Here is a 16,696-nt window from a genome sequence, read left to right as displayed (position 1 = left end):
ATTACGAAATAATACGCAAAATTCTTACTGCTTACGAACTTAGAATCGTAGATGCTTCACTGTCTGGTGACTATTGATCAGTGCTTTCAGTGAGTCGATACCGATCTTCAGGTGATTGTTCACGTAATCGGAAGTCACTTTCTTATCGCTTTCCTCTGTCTTTACCCCTTCTGGAATCATAGGTTGGTCAGAAACCAGCAATAATGCACCGGTAGGAATTTTGTTGAAGAAGCCTACTGAAAAGATGGTGGCAGTTTCCATATCCACAGCCATTGCCCTGATCTTTTCCAGGTAGCGTTTGAATTCTACATCATGTTCCCATACACGACGGTTGGTACTGTAGCAGGTACCTGTCCAGTAGTCGCAACCATATTCACGAATGGTGGTGGAAATTGCCTTTTGGAGGGCAAATGAGGGTAATGCAGGTACTTCGGGCGGGAAGTAGTCATTGGAAGTACCTTCACCTCTGATAGCTGCAATAGGCAGGATCAGGTCTCCGATTTTGTTCTTTTTCTTCAGACCTCCACATTTACCAAGGAACAATACTGCTTTGGGCTCGATAGCACTCAGCAGGTCCATTACGGTAGCTGCGCTGGGGCTTCCCATACCAAAATTGATGATGGTAATGTCATTTGCAGTGGCACATTGCATGGGTTTACCAGCGCCAACAATCTTGACATCGTTCCATTCAGCAAATAAGGTGAGGTAATTACTAAAATTCGTGAGGAGGATGTGGGAACCAAAGTTCTCCAGTTTTTCCCCCGTGTAGCGGGGAAGCCAATTAGCTACTATTTCTTCTTTTGTCTTCATAGCCTTTTGACATGCAAATTTACAAAAAATTCCTGAGAAGACTACCTTTGCCCGATGATTACCATCGAATTTCCCCCTCCTGACTTCAAAATCATCACTGAAAACGATAAAGACCTGATCTTCGATCGTTTCCGGAAAAAATACGTAGTGCTCACGCCCGAAGAGTGGGTACGCCAGAATTTTCTGAATTATCTTGTAACCTCCCTCAAATACCCGGCAGCCTTGATTGGTATTGAAAAAGAGATCTACCTGGGAGAGCTGAAAAAACGCTACGATATTGTTGTATTTAACAAAAACCACCAACCCTGGATGATCGTGGAGTGCAAGGAAATGGGGATTTCCCTTAGCCAGGCTACTTTAGAACAGATTGTACGCTATCATATGGTATTACCAGCCGCTTACCTGGTAATCACTAACGGGGTCAATACCTGGTGCTGTGAACATAATGTAACTGCCGGTCGTTGGGATTTTATTGAAATGCTGCCATCACACCAATAAAAAAAGACGTACCCTTGCGGATACGTCCTTTTGTAAATATGCTGTATTCCATCAAGGGAAAATACCCAGTTGTTCGTAAGCAGCACCTACTTTATCAATTGCGCAGATATAAGCTGCAGTACGCATATCGTGTACATCCGGATGGTTCACCATGATCTCACGTACTTCGTGCAAAGCGGCATGCATGGTTTCTTCCAGACCGGAATATACCAGGTCTACTTCGTCCGCACCGTGTGCAATGAATTTCCTTTCTCTTTCTGACACGCTCTTTCCTGTCAGGTCTTCAATTACACCCAGGATGTGAATGTTCATATTCTCATCAAAGCGCTTGCCCAGACGACCATAACGCACATGGCTAAGGTTCTTGAGCCACTCAAAGTAAGATACGGTCACACCACCGGCATTCAGGAACATATCCGGCACTACAATCACACCTTTCTTATTCAGGATCTCATCTGCTTCCGGTGTAATTGGACCATTCGCAGCTTCACCGATAATACGGGCTTTAATATTGGCAGCATTGCCTTTGTGGATCACATTTTCCAGTGCAGCAGGGATCAGGATATCACAATCCATCTCCAGACCGTCTGTATTTTTCGCCAGGGTTTGTGCACCTGGGAAGTTAATGATTGAACCAGTTTCGTTTCTGTGTTTTAATACTTTGTCAGGGTCCAGACCTTTTTCGTTGTAGATCGCACCATCGTATTCGATCAGGCCTACGATGATGGAACCTGCTTCGTGGAAGTATTTAGCAGCATGATAACCTACGTTACCCATACCCTGTACGATCACCCTTTTGCCAATAAGACCTGGCTCCAGGCCGACCTTCTTCATATCTTCCTTGATATTACACAACTCCTGCAAACCATAGAATACCCCCAGACCGGTCGCTTCCTTACGACCTCTTACACCGCCCTGTGAAACCGGTTTACCGGTCACACAGCCATAACCATCTATTTCACCCGGACGAAGGCTCATATAAGTATCCAGGATCCAGCTCATTTCCCGTTCACCGGTTCCATAGTCAGGAGCAGGTACGTCGATACCAGGGCCGATAAAGTTTTTCTTTACCAGTTCGGCGGTGTAACGACGGGTAATGTTTTCCAGCTGGAATGGGGAATAATTGCGGGGATTGATTTTGATACCACCTTTTGCACCGCCAAAGGGCACGTTTACGATGGCACATTTGTAAGTCATCAGGGAGGCAAGGGCCATTACCTCATCCTGGTCTACTTCTTCACTGAAGCGGATACCACCTTTACAAGGAAGTTTGTGGTGTGAGTGCTGTACACGATAGGCTTCGATTACTTCAATGTTATCACCTACGCGTACGGGGAATTTCATACGGTAAACGGCATTACAAGCTTTAATCTGCTCCAGAATGCCTTTTTCCCATTTCGTGAAACCTGCGGCTTTGTCAAAGCTTTTTTCAACGTTCTGAAAGAAGCTTATGTGCTGTTCTTGCGCCATAAAAAAACTGTTTTGGTATAAATATGTAGTTGGACTTAATAAAGTCTTAGAGGGTATCAGCACGTTCCTTACGCTCCAGCTTACTGATCTTCCGGTCCAGGCGTACTAAAAAAATCACAATGCCTATAAAGATGATCAGCAGGACTCCTACTACCACATATATCTTGCCATTGCTACGAAAAAATTCATTTACCGGTCCAGTCTCCGTATCCTGTTGTTGCAATGTCGGCTCCTGTCCAAAAGTCAGCAGGGAAACTAATAATAACAAACAGGTACAGCAGAAAGAAATCGCTTTGTTAATCATTTAAAAATATTTTTTAACTCTAATTTTTTGTAGCGCACCACGAGGGTATAAATCCAGACACTCAGCAAAACCCAGCCAATAAATGCAGGATAAAGCACCGTCTTCATACTGCCATCGGTATCTTTTGAGGCAAATGTAGGAGAGCCGGCAGCACCAGGGTGAAGGGAATCCACCATGCGTGGGATGATATATGTTAAGGGAATCAACAAAGCAAATGCGAAAATGTTAAACACGGCAGAGATACGTGCACGCTTATCAATATCCGGGATGGACATGCGCAGTACCAGGTAAGCCATATATATGAGCAATGCAACAGCGGTGAGCTGTTGTTTGGCATCATTCGTAATTGTTCCGCCCCAGGTATAGGTCGCCCACAGTGTACCGGTACAGAAGCCCAGTATACCGAAGAATACCCCTACACTACCGGCTGCACCAGCCAGGGCATCTTTCTTCAAATCGTATTTTGTGAGGTACAGCAGGGAATTCGCTACCGAAATGCTGAACATGGTATACATACACATCCACATTGGTACGTGGAAAAAGAGTCCCCGGGATGATTGCTGATTTGTACCTATAATGGGTATATTAATAGTAAAACCTGCAATTATAGTGTATATGAGAAGTATTACCGCTAAAGCTTTCCACCAGTGCTTTGCCATTGTTTTAAACGACTAAATGAGTGGCAAACCTACAACAAAATTCTAATCCTTCCATAAAAAAGGAAATAGAATCAGGGACAAGCCAACTATGAGTATATCCATGGCTCCCAGCATGAGGAACATCTTGGGCAGACCGGGCTGATAAACAGTGATAAATGAGGATCGGGCAATATTTGACAACATGGTTAGCAAGGGGAGCATGATCGGGAACCCCATGATTGCCATCAAGGCAGCATTCTGGTTTGCCTGGGCCGCTATAGCTGCCAGCATGGTAAACAACAGGGAAAGACTGAGACCTCCCAGCATGATCACCCCCAGAAAATACCAAACATTGATAATCGGGTTGCCCATGAAAAGGATGCAGCAAACCAGGGTAATGACGCTCATGATCGCCATGAGCAGGATATTATATATCAGCTTGGCAATGATGAAGTTGCGGGGATGTACCAGTGAGTAAAAATACAACAGCCGGCCCCGGTTTTCCTGCAGAAAACTCTTGGCAATCGCATTGACTGATACAAATAACTGTACTACCCAGAAAAGGGCATTCCATGTCTTTTCTTCGGGTTTGCCTATCATCAGGTTAATGACAAATACCGTAGAAATGATATAGAGCAGTACCCCATAAAGCGCATATTTCTGACGTAATTCCAGTAATATGTCTTTTTTTACCAGGGTAATTGTTTGTTGGAATGCGGTCGATTTCATGAGGGGGCAAAGATACCTTATATTCGCTTTTATGAAAAAAATACTGGTAGCCAATCGCGGCGAAATCGCACTACGAATTATGCGATCTGCACGGGAAATGGGTATTGCCACAGTGGCGGTGTATTCTGAAGCTGACCGGACCATGCCCTTTGTACAATATGCTGATGAAGCTATCTGTATAGGCCCTGCCCCATCCAGCCAATCCTACCTGCAAATCGAAAAGATTATAGCAGCAGCAAAACAATCCGGTGCAGATGCCATCCATCCGGGCTATGGATTTCTGAGCGAAAATGCCCGTTTTGCGGAAGCGGTGACTGCCGCCGGTATTACTTTTATTGGTCCCAGTGCCTACTCCATTGAAATGATGGGTAGCAAACTGGCCGCTAAACAAGCCGCCCAGCAATTTGGCGTACCTATGGTACCTGGTACTGAAACACCCCTGCGAAGTCTCGAAGAAGCACAGGAAGTCGTGAAAAAGACCGGATTCCCTATTCTCATCAAAGCCTCTGCCGGTGGTGGTGGCAAGGGTATGCGAGTGGTAAATGCAGCATCAGAACTGGAAGAACAGATCCGGATGGCCAAAAGTGAAGCTATGAGTGCCTTTGGCGATGATGCTGTATTCATTGAAAAATATGTAGGCGCTCCCCGGCACATTGAAATACAAATCCTGGGCGACCAGCATGGCAATTACGTCTATCTCTTTGAACGTGAATGCTCTATACAACGCCGTCACCAAAAGCTGATCGAAGAAGCTCCCTCTGCCTGCCTGACACCGAACGTCCGGTCCGCCATGGGCAAATGCGCCCTCGATGTAGCCAAAGCCTGTAATTATTATGGTGCCGGTACTGTGGAGTTCCTGGTAGATGAACAATTGCAGTTTTATTTCCTGGAAATGAACACCCGCCTGCAGGTGGAGCACCCGGTTACAGAAATGATTACAGGACTGGACCTGGTAAAAGAGCAAATCAAGATAGCCAGAGGGGAAAAATTATCCTTTTTACAGGAAGACCTGACAATAAATGGTCATGCGATTGAGTTAAGGATCTGTGCAGAAGACCCTGCCAGCAATTTCCTGCCGGATACAGGTACCCTTGAAACTTACGTACGCCCTCAGGGATATGGGATCAGGGTGGATGATGGCTATGAGGCAGGCATGGATATACCTATATATTATGATCCTATGATTGCCAAACTCATTGCCTGGGGAGCTAACAGGGAAGAAGCGAGAGAAAGGTTGCTGCGCGCCATTGCTGAATACCAGGTAAAAGGGATTCAGACCACTTTACCTTTTGGCTCCTGGGCATTGCAACAACCCGCATTCATCAATGGGCAGTTCGATACCAATTTCATAGGCAAATACTTTACGCCACAGTCTTTGGAATGCCCTTCGCCAGATGCAGCCAGGGCTGCAGCGCTCCTGGCCGTACAGGTATGGCAGGAGGAACTGCGAAAAGCACAACAACAGCCTGTAAACCAGGCGGCAGGCAAATGGAAAACCCGTCGCTAATGGCATTGATGCCGTCTCATCCATTCTATTGAAAACCATTAAATTGTTAAGATAATTCTAAAGCGCGATTCAGTAACGGTAAAACGTACTAGTTTTGTTATTGTATATTTCTTTTATGAGACGGTTTATTTTATTAGTTATTTCGTTTTTTTACCGCCCATTTGCCAAAGTGATGCCCTTTCAGACCTTCCGCTATCTTGCTTGTGGCGGAGGTAATACGGTGTTGGATATATGTTTATATTACATCAGCTATCACTACATACTGAAAGAACAAGATGTAGTTCTACCTTTTATCACTATACAGGCACACATCGCAGCCTTGTTCATGGCCCTTGCCATTACCTTTCCCACAGGTTTCCTGCTGAGCAAATACATCGTATTCTCTGAATCCAACCTGAGAGGCCGGATACAGCTGATCCGTTATTTTATGCTGGTAGGTACCTGCCTGCTGCTGAACTATGCATTCATGAAATTATTTGTAGACTACCTGCACTTTTATCCCACTCCAGCCAAGATACTGACTACCTGCTTTGTGGTAATATTCAGTTACCTGACACAGAAGAAATTCACATTCAAGGTTAAAGTTGCAAAGTAAAGACTACGATTCGTAATAACAGTGCCTGCAGCGGGGTTCGTACAGGTCGGTTTCTCCTAACAATACGGTGTGCTTATCGGCTGATTTCCGGTAAGAATAATTGGCGATGTTGCCACATTTCACACAGATGGCGTGCAGCTTGGTGATGTAATCTGCCTTAGCCAGCAAAAATGGCATCTGCCCAAATGGCTTGCCCTGGTAATCCATATCCAGGCCTGCCACAATTACACGAATCCCGCGTAATGCCAGCTGGTCGCATACTTCCATTAATTCGCCATCAAAGAACTGGGCTTCGTCTATGCCCACGACATCCACGTCCTGCGCAAGCAGCAAAATCTGTTGTGAGTTCTCCAGAGGGGTGCTTATTATTCTGCTTTCATCGTGAGAAACAATATGTTGTACATCATAGCGGGTATCTATGAGCGGCTTAAATATTTCAACTTTTAAATTGGCAATGCGGGCCCTTTTTAATCTCCTGATCAACTCCTCCGTTTTTCCAGAAAACATTGAGCCACAGATCACTTCTATCCAACCCCTTCGCCCTCCTGCAAGAGAAGGTTCAATAAACATAATATACTATTTTGATTTACAGTTAATTAAAATGGTATAACTTCATGCAAATAAAATAAATTCTCCCATACTACGTTAACAATTAGCGCATGGAACGCATTTTGCATTAAATTATTTTTTTTTGCGATTATGGAAAAAATAAGTGCATTAATTGACAAGTTACAGGAATTAAAGACGACTGGCGCGACCCTGCAGTCCATATCATATTATGTACAATTATTGCAGGCGGAAATTCTTCATGCCCGTAGCCTCGAAAGAGAACGGGAAAGAGAATTACAACGCAGACAGAGTCATATTGCTGTCATTATGCCGGGAGCCCCTATAGCTGAACCGGAAATTCCAACAGCCTCCAATGGCAACATAACCGCCCCGCAATTTAAGCCATCTGAGCCAATACCAGTTGTTGAATATAAACAACCTGAACCACCAGCTCCTGAGCCGGTAAATATTATTGAACCTGCACCAGTTGTAAATCAACCTATTGCAGAGAAAACACCTGAACCGGAATCACTAAGAGCGTATCAGGCCCCAATACCTGCACAGGAGTCCTTGAAAGCATATCAATCACCTGCCCCCACACAGGACGTGCTGAAAGCCTATCAGTCGCCCATACCTGAACAGGATGCCCTGAAAGCTTACCAAACACCAACTCCGGCTCCTGAGCCACCAGTAGCTTACCAGCCACCTGCGCCCGCTCCCGCTCCGGAACCAACACCTGCACCGGCACCGACTCCAGCTCCCAAAGAAGAAGAAAAACAACCTGTGTTCATCACTCTCTTTGGTGATCATAGCCAACCAGTTGTCAGTGCATCCAGGCCTGAAAGGACTGAAAAGCCCGAAACCAATGGTATTCACTCAGAGCTGAAAGAACTGAATCAGAAAGTAGCACAAAATATTCCTTCCCTGAATGACCGCCTGCGTCAAAGTCATTCAGAGATAGGCGACCGCTTCAACGAGCTGCCTGTCAAAGACCTGCGCCAGGCCATCGGGATCAATGACAAATTCCAGTTCATCCAGGAACTGTTCCGTGGTGATGTAGACACTTACGAGCGCTCCGTCAAGACTATCAACGAGATGCACTCATTGCAGGATGCGGAATATTGGATAGAAAGAGAGTTGAAAATCAGGCAGGGCTGGGTAGATGATAATCGTGCCGTTCGCCAGTTCTATGCCTTGGTGAAAAAACGTTTCTCCTGAATATAAGCCAGAATTTTCCCCGTAGCTCCCTTATTATCGGCCACAAAACGGCCGGCGGCATTGCCTGTCTGCATACAGCGGGCATCATCTTCCAGTAGGGATTCCATTACTGACGTCAATGCACTCACATCAGCAATGGTCGCACCACCGCCAGCCGCCAGTAATGCAGCCGCTTCCGGATATTTATGGAATACAGGACCAAATATCACCGGTTTGCTATAAGTAGCCGGCTCCAGGATATTATGAATGCCATCTTTCCCAAATCCCCCACCAATAAAGGTGACGCGGGCATAACGATATAACAGGGACAACAGACCTATATTATCAATTATCAGCACATTGCCCCCTCCTCCCTGCGAGTAACGGACAGCACCGGGAAACAGTGACTGCACCTGTTTAATATGCGCATCATGAATTTCATGGGGCGCCAGTATAAGACAACGACCTGGTTTTGCATTTGTACTCCACCATTCAGCCAGCACCTGTTCATCCGCTTCCCAGGTACTCCCTGCTATTACGGCTTTACGGCCATCGATAAAGCGCTCAATAGCCGGCAAGGAAGCCGGCTCCTGCAAAAGCGCCCATACCCTGTCAAAACGTGTATCTCCAGCCAGGCTGGTTCTTTCAATGCCTAATTGCCGGATCAGATCCAGCGAATCCTGGTTTTGCACAAAAATCCAGTCAAACTGCCGGAGCAACTGTCTGAACATGCCACCATATGGCTTGAAAAATAACTGGTTAGGTCTGAAAATACCGGAAACAAGCAATACCGGGATCTTCCTTTTGGATAGGGCTGTCAGGAAATGATACCAGAACTCATATTTAATAAAGATTACCAGTGTGGGACGTACAATGTCCAGGAAATCCCTGGCATTGCCGGCAGTATCCAACGGGAGATAGCAGACATAATCGGCTCCCTGGTAATTCTTACGTACCTCGTAACCGGACGGAGAATAGAAGGTCAGCAGGATACGACAGTGGGGGTATTGCACCCGGATGGCCTCCAGCACAGGTCTCCCCTGTTCAAATTCACCCAGCGAGGCAGCATGCACCCAAATGAGGGGGCCGGTACCTCCCAGCTGTTCTTTCATTCGTTCCCGCCAGTGACGGCGGCCTTCAATCCAACGTTTAGCCTTGACATTGCCAGTGGCAGCGGCCAGCCCTACTCCAGCCCGGTATGATTGTATTCCTATATTATATATGGCGTTTCCCAGCATTCTGATGACGTACTTGTACTGAATTTTTTAACAGGGGCAAAGATACTGCCCATCCTATGTCAAAATTTGTAAATTTGCTCACTTTAAACAAAATATCTATCCCAGACATGGTACCGATTCAAATGGTGGATCTCAAACGCCAATACAACAAGATAAAACCGCAGGTAGACGCTGCTATGGCGGAAGTTTTAGAAAGTGCAGCTTATATTAATGGTGCGCCGGTACAGAAATTTACGTCGGCTCTGCAAGACTACCTGGGAGTGAAGCATGTAATTCCCTGCGCCAACGGTACCGATGCATTACAGATCGCCATCATGGCGCTGGACCTGCAGCCTGGTGATGAAGTCATTACACCATCCTTTACCTTTATTGCTACAGCTGAGGTAATTGCCCTGCTGCAGCTTAAACCCGTTTTCGTTGATGTAGACCCGAAGACTTTCTGTCTTGACCCGGTGGCAGTTGAAAAGGCCATTACACCAAAAACCAAAGCAATCGTTCCTGTGCACCTGTATGGCCATAGCGCTGACATGGAGCCAATCATGAAAATTTCCCGCAAGCACAATATTCCTGTTATCGAAGATAACGCCCAGGCGATCGGTGGTACTTACACCTTCTCCGACGGAACTGTGAAGAAAACTGGTGCTATCGGTCAGATAGGCTGTACTTCCTTCTTCCCTTCCAAAAACCTGGGTTGCTATGGTGATGGCGGCGCCCTGTTCACAAACGACGACGCCCTGGCTGCCAAGATCAAAATGATCGCCAACCACGGACAGTCTGCCCGTTATTATCATGATGTAGTGGGTATTAATTCCCGCCTGGATACGCTGCAGGCAGTGGTATTAAATATCAAGCTCCCGCTGCTGGATGAGTATATCAAAGCCCGTCGTGCAGTGGCCGATGCCTATGATGCAGCATTTGCCAACCATCCTAAGATTACGATTCCTTACCGTGCGGCAAACAGCTACCATGTATATCACCAGTATACTTTACAAATCGAAGGTGCTGACCGTCTTGCACTTCAACAATATTTAGCAGAGCAGCAAGTTCCTGCCATGATTTATTATCCTGTACCTGCTCATAAGCAAAAGATGTTCGCCAATTTTGGTGGCGCTAATTTTAACCTGCCTATTACAGACTCTCTGACATCCAAAGTGATCTCTTTACCGATCCACACAGAAATGGATGCAGACCAATTGAATCACATTATTCACTCCGTTCTTTCATTTTTAAATCAAACCTCCAAATGAAAATTACAGTAGTAGGCACCGGGTATGTAGGGTTGGTCACTGGTACTTGCTTCGCTGAAACCGGTAACGATGTTACATGTGTTGACATTGATGCTGCTAAGGTGAACAAGTTGTCCGGCGGACAAATCACTATTTACGAGCCCGGCCTGGAAAAATTATTTGAACGTAACCTCAAAGAAAATCGTCTGCAGTTCACTACTGACCTGGCAGCCGGTGTGAAAGACGCTGAAGTGATCTTTCTTGCACTTCCTACCCCTCCCGGTGAAGACGGCTCTGCAGATCTTTCTTACATTCTGAAAGTGGCTGAGCAACTGGGTAACATCATTACAGACTACAAGGTTATTGTAGACAAAAGTACAGTACCGGTAGGCACTGCCGAAAAAGTTCAGGCGACTATTGCCAAAAACTGCAAGTGTGAATTCGATGTGGTGTCCAACCCCGAGTTCCTGCGCGAAGGTGTGGCTGTAGATGACTTCATGAAACCTGACCGCGTGGTAATTGGTACCCGCTCAGAAAGAGCCCGCAAAGTAATGGGCGACCTGTTCGGACCATTCGTTCGCCAGGGTAATCCCATCCTGTTTATGGATGAAAAATCAGCAGAACTGACTAAATACGCTGCGAACTCGTTCCTCGCTACCAAGATCTCTTTCATGAACGAAATCGCCATCCTGTGCGAAAAGCTGGGTGCCGACGTAGACATGGTACGCCGTGGGGTGGGTAGCGATGACCGTATCGGCAAGCGCTTCCTGTTCCCTGGTATTGGTTACGGCGGTAGCTGCTTCCCTAAGGATGTACAGGCACTGGTGAAATCTTCAGAAGATGTAGCCTATGATTTCAGAATCCTGAATGCAGTAATGGACGTAAATGAAAAACAGAAACTGTTCCTGTTGCCAAAAATCAATGCGTTCTTTGACAACGACCTGAAAGGTAAACACTTTGCACTGTGGGGCCTGGCCTTCAAGCCCAATACCGATGATATCCGCGAAGCACCAGCTTTGTATATCATAGATGCACTGGTGGCCGCAGGTGCTACTGTGACGGTACATGACCCTGAAGCTATGGAGAATGTAAAAAGACTGCTGGGAGATAAGATATCTTACGCAAGTCATCAGTACGACTGCTTAAACAATGCTGATGCATTGGTGATAGCAACTGAATGGAGCGTATTCAGAACCCCTGACTTCGAAAAAATCAAGTCAACACTGAAAAACCCGCTCATCTTCGACGGTCGTAACCTGTTTGACGTGGCCAGGATGCAGGAACTAGGCTTTCACTATGAGAGCGTAGGCCGTACAGCTGCTACTATTTAACATTCAACCAAAATATTGTATGGACAAAAAAAGAATTCTGATCACTGGTGCCGCAGGTTTCCTGGGTTCGCACCTCTGTGATCGCTTCATAAAAGAAGGTTACCAGGTAGTTGGAATGGATAACCTCATCACCGGTAATCTCAGGAACATCGAACACCTGTTCCCATTGCCGGAATTTGAATACTACCATCATGATGTCAGCAAATTCGTGCACGTATCCGGCAAGTTGGATTATATCCTGCATTTTGCCTCTCCTGCGAGCCCGATTGACTACCTGAAAATGCCGATCCAGACCCTGAAAGTAAGCTCCCTCGGCACTCACAATCTGCTAGGTCTTGCCAAGGAGAAGAAAGCGAGGATCCTGGTTGCGTCCACTTCCGAAGTGTATGGTGACCCATTGGTACACCCGCAGACAGAAGAATACTGGGGCAATGTGAATCCAATAGGTCCACGTGGGGTGTATGATGAAGCGAAACGCTTTATGGAATCCATCACTATGGCCTATCACAATTTTCACGGTGTAGAAACACGCATTATCCGCATCTTCAATACTTATGGTCCGAGAATGCGCCTCAATGACGGCCGTGCATTGCCTGCATTCATGAGCCAGGCATTGACCGGGCAGGACCTGACCGTATTCGGAGACGGCTCTCAGACCCGTTCTTTCTGCTATGTGGACGACCTGGTAGAAGGCATTTACCGCCTCCTGCTGAGCGATTACCACTTACCGGTAAACATCGGAAATCCGGCAGAGATTACACTGAAAGAATTTGCGGAAGAGATCATAGCGCTGACCGGTGCCAATCAAAAACTCGTGTACCAGCCATTGCCTAAGGATGATCCGAAGCAACGTAAGCCAGACATTACAAAGGCACAGGAGATACTGGGCTGGTCTCCTAAAGTGGATAGAAAAGAAGGTCTGCGCATCACGTACGAATACTTCAAAGAAGCTCTTAACAAATAAATAACTCAACGCGGGTTACAGACTACGAATGGCCGGTTGTATACTTATTACAATCGTTATTCGTATTTTGTAACCCGTAATTTATTATATATGAACCATACCATCTTAATAACCGGGGGTGCTGGATTTATTGGATCTCATGTAGTGAGATTATTTGTCAATAATTATCCGCAATATAAGATCGTCAATCTTGACGCGCTGACCTACGCCGGTAACCTGGAAAACCTGAATGACATCAAGGATAAACCCAACTACACTTTTGTAAAGGGCGATATTACTGACGAAACTTTTATTGATGAGCTGTTCCAGGAATATACTTTTGATGGTGTAATACACCTGGCTGCAGAGAGCCATGTAGACAGGTCTATCATGGACCCGCTGGCATTCATTAAGACCAACGTAATGGGTACCGCTACCCTGCTGAATACCGCCAGAAAATACTGGAAAGACAATTTTGAAGGCAAACGCTTCTATCACATCTCTACCGATGAAGTGTACGGTAGCCTGGGCCGGGAAGGATTCTTCACAGAAGAAACGCCTTATGATCCACGCTCTCCTTACTCCGCCTCCAAAGCCAGCTCCGACCACTTCGTAATGGCATGGTACCATACCTACCACCTGCCTGTAGTGATCTCCAACTGCTCTAACAATTATGGTTCCCACCATTTTCCAGAGAAGCTGATTCCGCTGGCTATCCACAATATCAAAAATAACAAGCCTGTACCTGTATATGGTAAGGGTGAAAACATACGCGACTGGCTCTTCGTTGAAGACCACGCCCGCGCTATCGACACCATCTATCATAAAGGCAGAATCGGGGAAACATATAATATCGGTGGTTTTAATGAGTGGAAGAACATCGACCTCATTAACCTTCTCTGCATCATCATGGACAAGAAACTGGGACGCGCGCCCGGTACCTCCGCAGGACTGATCACTTTCGTGAAAGACCGTGCAGGCCACGACCTTCGCTATGCCATCGATGCCACCAAACTGAACAAAGAACTGGGCTGGTATCCTTCCCTTCAGTTCGAAGAAGGACTGGAAAAAACCGTAGACTGGTACCTCGCCAACGAAGAATGGCTGGAACACGTAACCAGCGGCGCTTACCAGGAATATTACAGTGACCAATACCAGAAAAGATAATACAATATGCCATTTACAACGACACCGATTCCCGATTTGTTAGTGTATGAACCTAAAGTACATCATGATAATCGTGGTTATTTTTTTGAAAGCTATTCGGAACGGGTATTTAAAGATGCCGGCCTTGATCTGAACTTCATCCAGGACAACCAGGCACGTTCTACCTACGGCGTATTGCGTGGATTGCATTATCAGCTGGAACCATATGCACAGACCAAACTGATCAGGGCACTGGAAGGTAAGATCCTGGACGTGGTGGTTGATATCCGCACCGGCTCTCCTACCTATGGTCAGTCTTATTCTATAGAACTCTCTGCCGAAAATAAGCTGCAACTGCTGGTGCCTAAAGGCTTTGCTCATGGCTATGTAGTACTGAGCCCTACTGCAGAGGTAATGTATAAAGTAGATAACTTCTACCACAAAGCCAGTGAAGGTGGTATCATCTATAATGATCCTGCGCTGAACATTGACTGGCAGATAGACCTGAAGGATGCCATCGTATCTGATAAGGACCAGATCCTGCCTACACTGGCAAACTGCACACATAATTTTGCATATAATAAACCCACTGAATAATATGAAGACAGTGCTGATCACCGGCGCCAATGGGCAGCTAGGACAGGCTTTGAAGCAAATAGCAGGAGATTATCCAGCCTTCAGTTTTTTATATACAGACTATGCTGAGCTGGATATAACAAATGAAGAAGCAGTAGCTGAATTTTTCTCTCAACAGGAAATTCATGCCTGCATCAATTGTGCTGCCTACACAGCGGTAGACAAAGCTGAATCTGAAGAGGAAAAGGCTTTCAAACTTAACTTCGAAGCGGTAATGCACCTGGCTAACGCTTGCCTGGCGCACAATGCAAGGTTCATCCAGATATCAACTGACTATGTATTCGACGGTAAAAAGAATACCCCTTATACTGAAGAAGACGATACAGATGCACAAAGCATTTACGGCAGTTCCAAACTGCGCGGCGAAGCAACAGCGCTGGGTATTAATGAAGATACCATCGTGATCCGCACCGCCTGGTTATATAGCCAGTATGGTGTGAACTTCGTAAAGCGTATGCGTGAGCTGATGCAGGAGAAAGACAGCCTGAACGTGGTATTTGACCAGGTAGGTACACCTACCTATGCCGTAGATCTGGCGCAGGTACTGCTGTCAGTACTGAGCAAAGCCATTGATGCACCTGGTACCCTGGGTGGTGTATACCATTACAGCAACGAAGGAGTGGCCAGCTGGTACGACTTCGCAATTGCCATCAGGGATCTGAGTAGCCTGAGCTGCAATATTCAACCCGTCACCTCTGATAGGTACCCTACAGCAGCCAAACGCCCGGCTTACAGCGTTTTCAACAAACAAAAGATCAAGGATACATTCGGACTGGAAGTTCCGTACTGGAAAGAAAGTCTGGCGGTATGCCTGCAACATCTATAAAGCAACAGCCCTTCGCAATATGCGAAGGGCTGTTTTTATTTCTATTTCTTAAAGGCCGTAATCTGCATACTTCCTAACAGCGAACCTCCTCTTTCAGAGTTTGTTTTTACAATCCCGAATCCCGGTGCAAACCATTCAGTAGCATTTACATCCAGGTCCATCGGGAAATTGGTCCCCATCATCTGCACAGACAATCCCAGTTTATAAGAGATCTTAAAGCATTCCCACGTACCGGCAGGGGTTGTGACCTTCTCCTTTCCCACTATCTTGCGGTCACTCACCTTCAGGGTCATGCTGATTTCCATACCGTTCATATTGCCGCTCATCTGCTTTTCACCACCTGGCAGGGTTTGCCCTTCTTTAAGGGTAGCAGGATAAGAAAGAAAAACCTCATCGCTACCTGCTTCCATTTTCATATTCTGTAGCTGTGGAATGTTCGGCATTGCCATTTGCATATCCAGCAGTATTTCGGAGCCGGTGCACTTAAATTTTCCTTTCCCGGTGGAGAGGTCTTTGCCATTTGCATCTTTGAGGGTGGTAGAGAAATTGGAACTGATCACATTGGCAGTTCTGTTGACATTCAATACCTTCTCGATATTCTTAGCCACCAGTTCACTCTTGCCGTCATAGATACTCATTTCTACTTCTGCATTGTTCTGCAAAAAGTAGTAACTCTTACAATCCTGTTGCTGACCATATAATAATTGTGCCGCCAGTACCAGTGGCGCAGCAAAAAACATTTTTTTCTTCATACTGCGAGATATATGCTATTATTTTATCACATGAAGGTACGAATTTCCCCCAGTTCCGGGTTTTAGGGCAAAAGCAATCCCTTTTGCCACTGCCTAATTTCTGGTTAATTTCTTACGTTTGCAAAAATTATCCCAATAAATCATGAACCTGATAGAAGAATTAAGATGGCGGGGAATGTTGCAGGATATTATGCCCGGCACTGAGGAACAATTACAGAAAGAGATGACCACAGCCTACGTGGGCTTCGATCCTACTGCAGATTCCCTGCACGTAGGTAGCCTGGTTCCCATCCTGCTGCTG

General features: G+C 46.1%; 18 protein-coding genes and 1 pseudogene. 11 read left to right on the top strand and 8 right to left on the bottom strand.

Annotated elements, in window-relative coordinates; all coding sequences use genetic code 11:
- Nucleotides 1-39: 39 nt before the first annotated feature.
- Nucleotides 40-810, bottom strand: a complete 771-nt coding sequence (locus ABDW16_RS30175; protein WP_343675055.1) for an AMP nucleosidase — start codon at nucleotides 808-810, stop codon at nucleotides 40-42.
- A gap of 54 nt (nucleotides 811-864) precedes the next feature.
- Here ABDW16_RS30175 and ABDW16_RS30170 point away from each other — a divergent pair, with 54 nt between their 5' ends.
- On the top strand, nucleotides 865-1,308 hold the full coding sequence (locus ABDW16_RS30170; protein WP_343675054.1) for a type I restriction enzyme HsdR N-terminal domain-containing protein: 444 nt from the start codon (nucleotides 865-867) through the stop codon (nucleotides 1,306-1,308).
- A 51-nt stretch (nucleotides 1,309-1,359) separates the two neighbouring features.
- Here the strand turns inward: ABDW16_RS30170 and ABDW16_RS30165 are convergent, their stop codons facing one another.
- Genes ABDW16_RS30165 through ABDW16_RS30150 form a run of 4 tightly spaced genes read right to left on the bottom strand, consistent with a single transcriptional unit; the run spans nucleotide 1,360 to nucleotide 4,449 of the window.
- Nucleotides 1,360-2,778 carry a Glu/Leu/Phe/Val dehydrogenase gene (locus ABDW16_RS30165; protein ID WP_343675053.1) on the bottom strand — a complete coding sequence of 473 codons (1,419 nt, stop codon included), beginning with the start codon at nucleotides 2,776-2,778 and terminating at the stop codon, nucleotides 1,360-1,362.
- A gap of 46 nt (nucleotides 2,779-2,824) precedes the next feature.
- Entirely contained in the window at nucleotides 2,825-3,082 is a 258-nt protein-coding gene (locus ABDW16_RS30160; protein ID WP_343675052.1) for a CcmD family protein, read from the bottom strand.
- Nucleotides 3,079-3,741, bottom strand: a complete 663-nt coding sequence (gene ccsA / locus ABDW16_RS30155) for a cytochrome c biogenesis protein CcsA (protein ID WP_343675051.1) — start codon at nucleotides 3,739-3,741, stop codon at nucleotides 3,079-3,081. Before ccsA ends, ABDW16_RS30160 begins: the two co-directional genes overlap by 4 nt.
- Before the next feature lie 42 nt (nucleotides 3,742-3,783).
- Nucleotides 3,784-4,449, bottom strand: coding sequence for a heme exporter protein CcmB (locus tag ABDW16_RS30150; protein WP_343675050.1), 666 nt, complete (start codon nucleotides 4,447-4,449; stop codon nucleotides 3,784-3,786).
- Between the two features lie 31 nt (nucleotides 4,450-4,480).
- On the opposite strand from ABDW16_RS30150, the gene accC reads away from it, so the two are divergent.
- Nucleotides 4,481-5,956: an acetyl-CoA carboxylase biotin carboxylase subunit gene (gene accC, locus ABDW16_RS30145; protein WP_343675049.1), complete on the top strand. Its 1,476-nt coding sequence runs from the start codon at nucleotides 4,481-4,483 to the stop codon at nucleotides 5,954-5,956.
- 115 nt (nucleotides 5,957-6,071) lie between these two features.
- Nucleotides 6,072-6,551, top strand: a complete 480-nt coding sequence (locus ABDW16_RS30140; RefSeq protein ID WP_343675047.1) for a GtrA family protein — start codon at nucleotides 6,072-6,074, stop codon at nucleotides 6,549-6,551.
- A 3-nt stretch (nucleotides 6,552-6,554) separates the two neighbouring features.
- On the opposite strand, the gene ABDW16_RS30135 is transcribed toward ABDW16_RS30140, so the two are convergent.
- Nucleotides 6,555-7,121 (bottom strand): thymidine kinase, encoded by a 567-nt coding sequence (locus tag ABDW16_RS30135; protein WP_343675046.1) that lies wholly within the window; start codon nucleotides 7,119-7,121, stop codon nucleotides 6,555-6,557.
- 129 nt (nucleotides 7,122-7,250) lie between these two features.
- Here ABDW16_RS30135 and ABDW16_RS30130 point away from each other — a divergent pair, with 129 nt between their 5' ends.
- Nucleotides 7,251-8,318, top strand: coding sequence for a hypothetical protein (locus ABDW16_RS30130; protein ID WP_343675045.1), 1,068 nt, complete (start codon nucleotides 7,251-7,253; stop codon nucleotides 8,316-8,318).
- Here ABDW16_RS30130 and ABDW16_RS30125 read toward each other — a convergent pair.
- On the bottom strand, nucleotides 8,288-9,535 hold the full coding sequence (locus tag ABDW16_RS30125) for a glycosyltransferase N-terminal domain-containing protein (protein ID WP_343675044.1): 1,248 nt from the start codon (nucleotides 9,533-9,535) through the stop codon (nucleotides 8,288-8,290). The genes ABDW16_RS30130 and ABDW16_RS30125 overlap by 31 nt on opposite strands.
- A 107-nt stretch (nucleotides 9,536-9,642) precedes the next feature.
- Between ABDW16_RS30125 and ABDW16_RS30120 the strand changes: the two genes are divergently transcribed.
- The 6 genes from ABDW16_RS30120 (at nucleotide 9,643) to rfbD (ending at nucleotide 15,643) form a co-directional block, all read left to right on the top strand.
- Entirely contained in the window at nucleotides 9,643-10,782 is a 1,140-nt protein-coding gene (locus ABDW16_RS30120; protein ID WP_343675043.1) for a DegT/DnrJ/EryC1/StrS family aminotransferase, read from the top strand.
- A complete protein-coding gene (locus tag ABDW16_RS30115; RefSeq protein ID WP_343675042.1) occupies nucleotides 10,779-12,092 on the top strand; it encodes a UDP-glucose/GDP-mannose dehydrogenase family protein in 1,314 nt (437 codons plus the stop codon). The genes ABDW16_RS30120 and ABDW16_RS30115 overlap by 4 nt, the downstream gene beginning before the upstream one ends.
- A gap of 19 nt (nucleotides 12,093-12,111) precedes the next feature.
- On the top strand, nucleotides 12,112-13,056 hold the full coding sequence (locus tag ABDW16_RS30110; RefSeq protein WP_343675041.1) for a UDP-glucuronic acid decarboxylase family protein: 945 nt from the start codon (nucleotides 12,112-12,114) through the stop codon (nucleotides 13,054-13,056).
- A gap of 90 nt (nucleotides 13,057-13,146) precedes the next feature.
- Nucleotides 13,147-14,202, top strand: a complete 1,056-nt coding sequence (rfbB, locus tag ABDW16_RS30105) for a dTDP-glucose 4,6-dehydratase (RefSeq protein WP_343675040.1) — start codon at nucleotides 13,147-13,149, stop codon at nucleotides 14,200-14,202.
- Nucleotides 14,203-14,208: 6 nt separating this feature from the next.
- Complete coding sequence (gene rfbC / locus ABDW16_RS30100) at nucleotides 14,209-14,778, top strand: dTDP-4-dehydrorhamnose 3,5-epimerase (RefSeq protein WP_343675039.1); 570 nt, start codon at nucleotides 14,209-14,211, stop codon at nucleotides 14,776-14,778.
- Between the two features lies 1 nt (nucleotide 14,779).
- Nucleotides 14,780-15,643 carry a dTDP-4-dehydrorhamnose reductase gene (rfbD, locus tag ABDW16_RS30095; protein WP_343675037.1) on the top strand — a complete coding sequence of 288 codons (864 nt, stop codon included), beginning with the start codon at nucleotides 14,780-14,782 and terminating at the stop codon, nucleotides 15,641-15,643.
- A 41-nt stretch (nucleotides 15,644-15,684) separates the two neighbouring features.
- Here the strand turns inward: rfbD and ABDW16_RS30090 are convergent, their stop codons facing one another.
- Complete coding sequence (locus ABDW16_RS30090; RefSeq protein ID WP_343675035.1) at nucleotides 15,685-16,395, bottom strand: hypothetical protein; 711 nt, start codon at nucleotides 16,393-16,395, stop codon at nucleotides 15,685-15,687.
- A gap of 142 nt (nucleotides 16,396-16,537) precedes the next feature.
- Here ABDW16_RS30090 and ABDW16_RS30085 point away from each other — a divergent pair.
- Nucleotides 16,538-16,696, top strand: a pseudogene (locus ABDW16_RS30085) (tyrosine--tRNA ligase); the annotation flags it as partial.

The organism is Chitinophaga sp., assembly GCF_039596135.1.
Lineage (GTDB): Bacteria > Bacteroidota > Bacteroidia > Chitinophagales > Chitinophagaceae > Chitinophaga.
The sequence above is the reverse complement of the archived record's forward strand: the minus strand, read 5'-3'. Positions and strand labels throughout refer to the sequence as shown.